Here is a 9507-nt window from a genome sequence, read left to right as displayed (position 1 = left end):
GGCCACGGCGTCGGCCTGGACGGCGAGGTTGCGGCGCACGGCCACCGGGCCCTCCGTCGGCGTGTTCACCGTCTCCGCCAACACCCCCGAGGCCCTGCGCCGCAACCTCGCCGTCCAGGCCGACGCCGTGGCCCGCCGCCCCCGCGGCGACGCCGCGACCCTGTGCTGGAACAGCAACCTCGTCAAGACGGGACTGCCCTACCGGGCCGCGTTCACCGCCCGCGACACGACCGAACTCGCCGCGGTGCTGCGGGCGGCGGCCGACGACGAACGGCTGCGCGCCGGCATCGCCGACCGGGCCGTCCACCCGCCGACCATCGGCTTCCTCTTCAGCGGCCAGGGCATCCAGGAACCCGGCATGACCAGCGGCCTGTACCGCGACTGCGCCTCCTACCGGCACCACCTCGACAGCGCCGACGAGGCGCTGGCCGCCCACCTCCACGGATCCGTGCGGGACCTGATCCTCGCCGAGGACCCGGCCGTGCACCGCACCGGCTGGGCCCAGCCCGCCCTGTTCGCCGTCGGCTACGCCCTCTTCCGCACGCTCGGCGACCTCGGCATCGAACCCGACGCCGTCCTGGGACACAGTGTGGGCGAGTTCGCCGCCGCCGTCGCGGCCGGTGCGCTCCGGATGGAGGACGCGGCCCGCCTCGTCGCCCGCCGCGCCGCGCTCATGGACGCGCTTCCCGACGGCGGTGGCATGCTGGCCGTCCACGCCGGGCCGGACGACCTCGTCGAACCGCTCGCGGACGAACCGCACGTCACCGTGGCGGCCGTCAACGGCCCGGCCGACACGGTGCTGTCCGGCGGGACCGACGGCCTCGACCGGATCGCCGCACACCTGCGCGAGCAGGGCGTGCGCACCCGCCGGCTCCGGGTCTCGCACGCCTTCCACTCCCCGCTGATGGCCCCGGCCCTGGACCGCTTCGCCGAGGAGGCCGCCGGGATCGACGCGGGCACGCCCCGCATCCCCATGGCCTCCACCCGCTACGGGCACATGCTCGGCGACCGCCCCCTGGACGCCGGGTACTGGAAGGAACAGGCGGCCCGGCCGGTGCTCTTCGCCGAAGCGCTCGACGACCTCATGGCCGAGACCATGCCCGCCTGCCTCGTCGAGATCGGGCCCGGCCCCCAACTCGTCCAGCTCGCCGAACGCGCCGGACTGCCCACCGGCGTACGCCTGCTGCTCCCGGTCCCCGGCCGGGAGGCCACCGCCCGGGACTTCGCCGAGACCGTCGCGACGCTCTACCGGGCCGGTGCCGAACCGAGGTGGCAGGCCCTGTACGAACCGGCACGGCGCACCGCCGAACACCTCGCCCCGTACGCCTTCGCCACCGAGCACGCCTTCTGGCAGCCGGCGCCCCGGACCCCGGACCAGCACCCGGACCGGACCCCGGAGGCGACCGGCATCCCCGCCGGGGCTCCCGCGGAGGTTCCCGACGAGGCCCCCGCGGGGGAGGCCGGGGAGAACGACCCGGTGCTCGGGGCGGTGATCGAGGCGATCGTCGAAGTGGGGGAGTACCCGCCCGAACGGGTCGGGCGGCAGACCCGGCTCCACGCCGACCTGGGATTCGACTCGGTGATGATCATGCAGCTCAAGGACCGGATCGAACACCGGCTTCCGCGGACGGAAGGAGTCACCGTGCAACAACTGCTGCCCGCACTGCGCTCGGTGGGCTCCCTGGCCGACTTCCTCAGCGACTGGATCAGCGTAGGAGCCAGGACATGACGAACGACGGCGGGGCACCCGCCCCCCTCTACATCACCGGCACCGGCACCGCGCTGCCCGGAGACCCCGTCGACAACGCACGGCTCGGCAAGGCATTCGGGATCAGCGAGGAGTGGACCGACCTGTTCGTCGGCACCCGCACCCGCCACTTCGGCTGGGACCTCGGCACCGGAGAGGTCCTGCACACCCTCGCCGACCTGTGCGCCGAGGCGGCCGACCGGGCCGTCGCCGCGGCCGGTACGGACCCCCAGGACCTGGACTTCCTGGTCCTGGCCACCACCACCCCCGACCGGCTGCTGCCCACCACGGCCAACGAGGTGGCGGACCGGCTCGGCCTCGACCACCTGCCCACCTACCAGATCCAGGCGGGCTGCTCCGGAGCCGTCCAGGCCCTGGACCTCGCCCGGGCCCTGATCGCCTCCGGCCACCGCACCGGACTCGTCATCGGCGGCGACGTCACCGACCGCTTCCTCGACCCGCACCGCACCCCGGCCGACCTCCCGGCACAGGAACTCGTCAACTACGTCCTGTTCGGCGACGGCGCGGGCGCGGCCGTGGTGAGCGCCCGCCCCGACGGCGAGGGCATCGGGGTGCGCGCCCTGCTCCACCGCTTCACCGGCCGCGGCAGACCGCCGGGCCAGATCATCGACTGGGACGGACCGGTGCGCCGCACCCCCGACCGGACGATGCTGTCCGAGGACTACAGGACCATCGAGGCCGAGGTGCCCGGCCTGGCCGGCGAGATCTGCTGGGAACTCCTCGACACCACCGGCTGGACCCCCGACGACCTCGACTTCCTGCTGCCGCCGCAGCTCTCCGCCCGCATGACCCGGCACATCGTCGAGACGCTCGGCATCCCCGCGGCCCGCGAGGTCTCCTGCGTCGCGGACACCGGGAACACCGGCAACGCCCTGCCCCTGCTGCAACTCGACCGGCTGGTGCCGAAGATGTCGGACGGGGAACGCGCACTCGCCGTCGTCGTCGAGTCCAGCAAATGGATCAGGGCCGGCCTGGCGCTGGAGAAGCACCGGGAAGCGGAGCCGAGCCGATGACGACCCCCTTCCGCCGGCTGGGCGAACTGAGCGCATCGGGACGGCTGGCCGCCGAGTACCCGCGGGTGGCCGGCCTGCTCGCGGAGATCACCGACACCCCCGACCGGGAACCGGCCGACCTCCTCGGCGAACTCCTGCGGTGCGGACGCCTGCTCGCCGCCCTCCCCGCCGATGACGTACTGGCCCACCACCCGGACACCCCCGTCGTCACCGTGGCGATCACCGGAAGCTCCACCGTCGCCCAGCTCCCCGACGCGCTCACCGCCGAACTCGCCCGGCACGGCCTGCTCGCCCGGTACACCGTCGGCACCCACGGCGCCTACCTGCGCGACCTCACCACCCCCGACAGCGAACTGCGCGCCCCCGCACCCGAACTGACCCTGTGTCTGCTGGACGCGGAAGCGGTCTTCGCCGAACTCGGCACACCGTGGACGACCGACGAAGCCGAGGCGGCCTGCGCCCGGCTGGGCGACCGGATCGCCGCCGTCGCCACCGCCCACGGCACCCACGGCACCGGCACCCTGGTCCTCAACACACTGCCGCTGCTGCGCCACCACACCCAGCAGATCGTCGACCAGCACCAGCGCGCCCGGCTCGGCGCGGTGTGGCGGGAGTTCAACGCCCGGCTGCTCCGGCTCACCACCGACCACCCGGCCCTGGCCGTCGTCGACCTGGACCCGCTGATCGCCGACATCGGCCCCGCCCGCGACGCCCGGCTCGCCGCCTACGCCCGCTCCCCCTTCGGCGACACCCTCTTCGCGGCCTACGCCCGCGAGGCCGTGCACGTCCTGCGGGCCCGGCGGGGCATGACCGGCAAGTGCCTCGTCCTCGACCTCGACGACACCCTGTGGGGCGGTGTGCTGGGCGAGGTCGGCCCCGACCGCATCGACATCGGCGACAGCCTCCTCGGCGGAGCGTACAGCGCGGTGCAGCGCGGCGCGCGCCAACTGGCCGCCCAGGGCGTCCTCCTCGCGATCAGCAGCAAGAACGACCCCGACCCCGTCCGGCACGTGCTGCGCGAGCACCCGGACATGACGCTGCGCCCCGACGACTTCGTACGCGTCAACGCCAACTGGGCGCCCAAGGACGAGAACCTCCGCGACATCGCCGCACACCTCGGCATCGCCACGGACGCCCTGGTGTTCATGGACGACTCGCCCCGCGAACGCGGCCTGGTCCGGCGCAACCTCCCGCGCACCGCCGTGATCCCGCTCGGCTCCGAACCGGCACTGCACCTGGACACCCTGCTGCGGGACGGCTGGTTCGACACCCCCCGGCTCACCGACGACGACCGGGCCCGCACCGCCCGCTACCGCGAGTCGGAGGCACGGACGGACCTCCGCGAGCACTCCGGGTCGTACGAGGAGTACCTGGACGAACTCGGCACCGTCGTCCGGATCGCGCCGCCGGAACCCCACGAGGTGGCACGCATCTCCCAACTCTCCCTGCGCACCAATCAGTTCAACCTCACCGGGGAACGGCTCCCGGAGGACCGGGTCGCCGCCCTGGCAGCCGGGCCGGGACCCGGGGTGCTCGCCGTCCGGGTGCGCGACCGGTTCGGCGACAGCGGCCTCGTCGGCGCCGTCCTCACCCACGACGGGGACGACGCCCTGTACATCGACAACATGCTGCTCAGCTGCCGGGTGCTGGCCCGCGGCATCGAGGACGGCTGCCTCGCCGCCCTGCTCGAACACGCCAGGGCCCGGGGATTCCCCCGGGTCAGGGCCCGCTACCGGGAGACCGGCCGCAACGGCAGGGCCGGTGGCCTCTACCCCGCCTCGGGCTTCGTCGAGGAACCCGGCCGCGACCACCACCGGTGGTTCCGCCACGACCTCGACGAACTCCCGCCCGTACCCGAGCACCTGATCCTCGACGTCCGCATCGGGGGGCCGGGGGAAGAACGGAAGGAGCGCCATGGATGAGTTCGCCGACTTCCTCGGCCTGATCCGCGACGAACTGGGCCTCGTCCTGACCGAGGAGGAGGCGGGCGCCGACTTCGACGCCCTGCCCGCCTGGGACTCGGTCCACCTGCTGCGCCTCGTCGGGCTCGTCGAACGGGAGACGGGCCGGCGGGTCCCGGTGGCCGGTGTGCTCCGGGCCCGCAGCCTGCGGGAGATCCACTCCCTCGTGGCATCCGAACGGACGGACGCGTGATGAACACCCCGGGAAGCCCCCACCTCCCGCAGCCGCTGGGCGACCCCATCGCGTCGACCACCCCGGAGACCAACGGGGCCGAGGTGCGCAAGGACCTGCGCACCCACGGCACGGCCCTGGTCCACGGGCGCTTCACCGATTGGCGGCCGAGGGACCCGGACGGCGCCGAACTGCGCGCCGTCCTCGGCCGGGACTGGGCCCGCTACCGCGACATCACCCACGAGGACATGCGCGGCCGGTACGCGGCGTCCCGGCGCCTCCTCAAGTACGCGGCGGCGGCGGCGCTGCGGGCCGACGCCCGGGACCTGGAGCTGATGTACGGGCCGACCGGGCGCCCGTACCTGCGCGGCTGCGACCAGATCGACATCAGCCTCAGCCACACCGACGACCTCCTGCTGGTCGGACTGACCACCCGGGGCCTCATCGGCGTCGACGCGGAGCGCGCGGACCGCAGGATCTACAGCCGGGGCCTGGACCGGCAGATCTGCACCCCGCACGAGCGGCTGATGGTCTCCGGGCTGCCGGTGGCGGAGCGCGACCCCTGCCTGGTGCGGCTGTGGACCCTGAAGGAGGCATACAGCAAGGCGATCGGCCAGGGGCTGCAGTTCCGGTTCACGGAGTTCGGGTTCGGCGCGGACGGCCGGCCGACCCAGGTGCACCGGCCCGACGGCACCCCCGGATCGGGCGACGAGTGGACGTTCCGCACCTACCTGCTCGACAGCGACGGGCTGGAGTTCTGCATCAGCACCGCCGTCCACGACGCGGGGCTCGGCCGCACCCTGGACGCCGAGATCACCACCATGCTCGACGCCGACGCCGTCGCGGCCCTCAACGAGGCGCTGGAGGGGGAGTGGTCGCACGACTACTGGTCACAGGTCCTCCACCACTGACGCGGTGGCCTCCAGCACCGCCCGGTCCGCCTGGATGAGGCTCAGCCCGACCGGTACCGTGCGGCGGCCCTCCTCGTCCTTGCCCAGCCGGTCCCACACCGCCGTGCAGCGCATCGGCAGGTCCGGCTCCGCGTAGCCGCGGAAGTGCACCCGCAACGAGGCGAGCGTGCTGTGCGCCGGCTTCAGCGCGTAGGCGTGCCCGGCGGCCAGCAGCGCGGTCTGGCGCAGCGCCTCCAGCAGCACCCGGGCCGGGGCGGGCTCGCCCTCCGCGTCCCCGGACGACCACACCGGCGGCAGCCGCACCTCCGCGGACAGCCGGCCGCGACCGGGAACCTCCGGGCGGTGCAGCAGCACGTTGTCCGGGGAGCCGCGCCCGACGTCGCCCGGGTCGACCGGGGCGTCCGGCAGGCGGCCGGGCCCCTCGCGCCCGGCCGCCGCGAGCACGGCCGCGCGGGAGCGCTCCCGGTGGCTGCGGTGCACCACGGGGGCCAGGAACACCAGGCTCGCCGACCCGTTCCCGCACGGCACGTCGTCGATCCGCGGCACGATGCGGAAGTCCAGCACCCGCGGCACGTCGTCGACCACCTTGTCGGGGCGCACCCGCAGCTCCAGGTCCAGCTGGGCCGGTGCCCGCCCGACGCGCCAGTGCGTCAGGTCACCGGCGCACAGATCGAACCGGTAGAAGATCCCGACCCGGGCCGACGGCACCCCGAAGTGGGTGTGCCCGATGAACTCGCCCGCCTCGCGCACCATTTCGGCGGTCGCCTGCAGGTCGTGGTGACGGCCGGGGCCGTCGTCGAACAAGGGGTGCGCGGTGGGCAGCGCACCGGCGAGGACGAACTCCTCCTCGACGCCCGGCCCCGGGGGGACGGGATGCAGCCAGGAGCGCGGCCGGTGGATGAGATGCCGTACGGCCCCCGTCCCTCGTTGCTCCCCGTCTGTCGATCGAGCCATGCGTCCGCCCCCGTTTCGTGCGAACCGTGTTCGAACACGGTCCAACGAGAGTGCATGGAATCAGCCACCGGGAACCAGTCCCGGCCGGTGACAGCTTGCTGCGGGGCACCTAGTCCGTACGGTTCACCGACCGCCGGTCCGTCGACCCGTCGGTGCCCGTCAGTCCACCTGTGGGGCGGGGCCGTGCGCGGCGTCCAGGAGCCTGGACAGGGCGACGTTGACGCCCGCCTGGAACCTGCTGGTGGACTCCACCTCCTCCATGATCTGCGAGATGTACCGGCGGCAGGTGCGCACCGACATGCCCAGCCGGCGCGCCACCAGCTCGTCCTTGTGGCCCTGCGCCATGAGCTTGATGATCGACCGCTTGAGGTCGTCGGCCACGGCCGGCTGCGTCTCGGTGTCCGGGGCGAAAGGGGTGCTGGTGTCCCACAGGTGCTCGTACACCTTGCACAGGAACGCCACCAGCGTCGGTTCCCGTACGACGACGGCGCCCGGCGGGCGGTCGTCCACGCGCTCGGGCAGGAACACCACCTCCCGGTCGTAGATGATGATCCGGTCGATCAGCTCGTCCGTGGTGCGGACCTCGGCGCCCGCCCCGGTCACCACGCGCACGTACGACGTGGTGGCCAGGTCGCTGCGCACGGTGTGCTGGTAGAGGTGCCGCACCTGCACCCCGCGCGCCAGCCGGGCCAGGGTGAGCGGGCGCGCGTTGTCCAGGTACCGGGAGGGGCGGGGGCCGCCCGGCTGGGCGGTGAGGACCTCGGTGCGGCAGCGCGCCCCCCAGTCGTCGAGCATGGCCTGGAGCACGTTGATGTCGCTGATCACGTCGAACGCCTCGGCCTGGTTGCGGCGCCGACGGCTCTCGAAGTACGCGGGCTGGAGCGAGCGCATCCGGGTCCGGATGTCGGTGACCGTCTGCTGGAGCTCCCGTATCTGCTGCTCGGTCGGTCCCACGAGGTCGGCGGCGGCGGCGTCCGGGCTGACCGGGACCAGGGTGCCGGGTTCGCCGGGCATGGGGTGCAGCAGGCTCAGTTCCGACAATGTCCGCGCAATGCGATGGATCTCTTCGGGCGGCACACCCAGCGCGTGGGCAATCTGTTCGTGGTCGAAGCGTCCCAGTATGACGGCCCGCTGGTAAGCCGTCGCACATCTGCCGTCGAGTTCACTGGAGCTTGCGCCGGAAAGGGAACTTTCGCTCATCTTCGCGGTTACTCCTCGGTGCGGAATGGGACAAGCTGCCAGGCAACTCTACGCCATCGAGAATCACTTGGAACTGGCTTGAGCGACGGGCAGGCTTCTTCCTGAAGGCGCCGGACGACAAGCTCCGGACAACAGGCAGGGGGCATGATGAACAAGGGTGCGCTTGGCAAATCGTTGATAGCGACATGTGCAGCGTTTGTAATTTTAGGAAGTCTTGACGCAGGTTTGGCGGAGGCATCGACTCCGGATGTGTCGAAGGTTTCGGCGGAAGTGGGCGTGATGGCAGGTGGCATGAATGAGCTGTGCGTGCTGGACGACCAATGGGGCTCCGCCTGCCCGTGACGCGGACGAAGCCGGCGAGGTCGGGGTTCCGGGGCCCGGGGAGGGCCGGAACCCCGACCTCGCCGCCGTACTGCGGCTTTAGCGGGCCACTAGTGGCGGGGAGGAGGGTCGATTCCGATGTCGGCTCCCGGACACCCCCCGCCCGGTGGAGCCGCTCACGTGGCCCCGCCGCCCGGCTCCTGTGCCGGGCGGCGGGGCTTTCCTCGTGTGTGGGGCAATTGTTTACCTGTCGTGAAAACCATGGTCCGACGAATCTCGCCCCATGGTGTGGGCCAGAGCCGCACGGGAATTCACTCCGAGTTTCTTGAACATGCGGCTCATATGGGTTTCCACGGTTTTCGTGCTGATGCCGAGACGGGCAGCTATTCGTTGATTCGTGTAGCCGGCTCCGACCAACTCCGCTATTTCTCTCTCGCGATTGCTGATGATGGAAATCGGAGTCGTGACCGGATGGTCCTTTGAACTTCGGGCGGCTTTCAGGGAAACGGCCTCGGCGGCGGGTGCGAGCCAGTGGTATCCGTACCGCCCGGCGGCATCCACGGCAATCCCCGAATGGAACGCGGCGGATTCCGTCTCCCCGTTGTCCAGAAGGGCCCGTCCGAGCCCGAGCGCCAAAGGCGCCAGCACGTGCCCCTGCCCGAAGAGCAGAGCCGTGTCGAAACCCCGCCCGAAGAAAACCGCCGCCCGGCGCGCCCGGCCCAGACGCAACTCGGCCTCGCCCAGCCACCGGTAGGTCTCCAGCCACCCGGCCATGCGCGCCCCCTCCACCGCGTCCAGCAGCCGATCGGCGCGGTCGAGGGCCGCCCGCGCCGCACCCGCCCGGCCGGCCGCGGCGTCCGCGGCGGCGAGCAGGGCGCTCGCATGGACCCGTGCGTACGGATCGTCGTCGGGGCCGCCCTCCGCGACGGCGTCCCGGAAACCGTCCGGGTCCACCACCGCCCCGTCCGGCCCGCCGCCCGGGACCTGCTCCCGCTCCAGCTCCAGCGCCAGCCGCTCGGCCCGTACCGCCGCCGAGGCCGTTTCCCTGAAAGCCGCCCGAAGTTCAAAGGACCATCCGGTCACGACTCCGATTTCCATCATCAGCAATCGCGAGAGAGAAATAGCGGAGTTGGTCGGAGCCGGCTACACGAATCAACGAATAGCTGCCCGTCTCGGCATCAGCACGAAAACCGTGGAAACCCATATG

Annotated in this window: 10 protein-coding genes; 7 read left to right on the top strand and 3 right to left on the bottom strand. The window is 72.3% G+C overall.

The annotated features are described in order from the left end of the window. From EAO76_RS42530 to EAO76_RS42510, 5 genes are all read left to right on the top strand, one after another. On the top strand, nucleotides 1–1729 hold a 1729-nt coding region (locus tag EAO76_RS42530), incomplete at its 5' end, for an acyltransferase domain-containing protein (RefSeq protein WP_148841567.1). Further along, nucleotides 1726–2781, top strand: coding sequence for a 3-oxoacyl-[acyl-carrier-protein] synthase III C-terminal domain-containing protein (locus EAO76_RS42525; protein WP_148841566.1), 1056 nt, complete (start codon nucleotides 1726–1728; stop codon nucleotides 2779–2781). The genes EAO76_RS42530 and EAO76_RS42525, both read left to right, overlap by 4 nt. Then, nucleotides 2778–4703 carry an HAD family hydrolase gene (locus EAO76_RS42520; RefSeq protein ID WP_148841565.1) on the top strand — a complete coding sequence of 642 codons (1926 nt, stop codon included), beginning with the start codon at nucleotides 2778–2780 and terminating at the stop codon, nucleotides 4701–4703. The genes EAO76_RS42525 and EAO76_RS42520 overlap by 4 nt, the downstream gene beginning before the upstream one ends. Then, entirely contained in the window at nucleotides 4696–4935 is a 240-nt protein-coding gene (locus tag EAO76_RS42515; protein ID WP_148841564.1) for an acyl carrier protein, read from the top strand. The genes EAO76_RS42520 and EAO76_RS42515 overlap by 8 nt, the downstream gene beginning before the upstream one ends. Continuing rightward, the gene (locus EAO76_RS42510; RefSeq protein WP_148841563.1) at nucleotides 4935–5825 is read left to right on the top strand and encodes a 4'-phosphopantetheinyl transferase superfamily protein; all 891 of its coding nucleotides are present in this window, start codon (nucleotides 4935–4937) and stop codon (nucleotides 5823–5825) included. Before EAO76_RS42515 ends, EAO76_RS42510 begins: the two co-directional genes overlap by 1 nt. Here the strand turns inward: EAO76_RS42510 and EAO76_RS42505 are convergent. Together EAO76_RS42505 and EAO76_RS42500 are read right to left on the bottom strand one after the other, a co-directional pair. Then, on the bottom strand, nucleotides 5805–6779 hold the full coding sequence (locus EAO76_RS42505) for an AfsA-related hotdog domain-containing protein (RefSeq protein WP_148841562.1): 975 nt from the start codon (nucleotides 6777–6779) through the stop codon (nucleotides 5805–5807). The genes EAO76_RS42510 and EAO76_RS42505 overlap by 21 nt on opposite strands. 159 nt (nucleotides 6780–6938) lie before the next feature. Then, the gene (locus EAO76_RS42500; RefSeq protein ID WP_262376233.1) at nucleotides 6939–7979 is read right to left on the bottom strand and encodes a hypothetical protein; all 1041 of its coding nucleotides are present in this window, start codon (nucleotides 7977–7979) and stop codon (nucleotides 6939–6941) included. Between the two features lie 144 nt (nucleotides 7980–8123). Between EAO76_RS42500 and EAO76_RS42495 the strand changes: the two genes are divergently transcribed. Beyond that, the gene (locus EAO76_RS42495) at nucleotides 8124–8321 is read left to right on the top strand and encodes a hypothetical protein (RefSeq protein ID WP_148841561.1); all 198 of its coding nucleotides are present in this window, start codon (nucleotides 8124–8126) and stop codon (nucleotides 8319–8321) included. 222 nt (nucleotides 8322–8543) lie between these two features. Here EAO76_RS42495 and EAO76_RS47125 read toward each other — a convergent pair whose 3' ends face one another. Continuing rightward, on the bottom strand, nucleotides 8544–9383 hold the full coding sequence (locus EAO76_RS47125) for a LuxR C-terminal-related transcriptional regulator (protein WP_262376232.1): 840 nt from the start codon (nucleotides 9381–9383) through the stop codon (nucleotides 8544–8546). Here EAO76_RS47125 and EAO76_RS47885 point away from each other — a divergent pair. After that, nucleotides 9346–9507: response regulator transcription factor (locus EAO76_RS47885; protein ID WP_148841568.1), on the top strand; the 162-nt coding region annotated here is incomplete at its 3' end. The two genes, EAO76_RS47125 and EAO76_RS47885, sit on opposite strands and share 38 nt — an antisense overlap.

It is taken from the genome of Streptomyces sp. sk2.1 (assembly GCF_008120935.1).
Lineage (GTDB): Bacteria > Actinomycetota > Actinomycetes > Streptomycetales > Streptomycetaceae > Streptomyces.
Note: the sequence above shows the minus strand (reverse complement) of the source record. Positions and strands in the feature narration are given on the sequence as shown.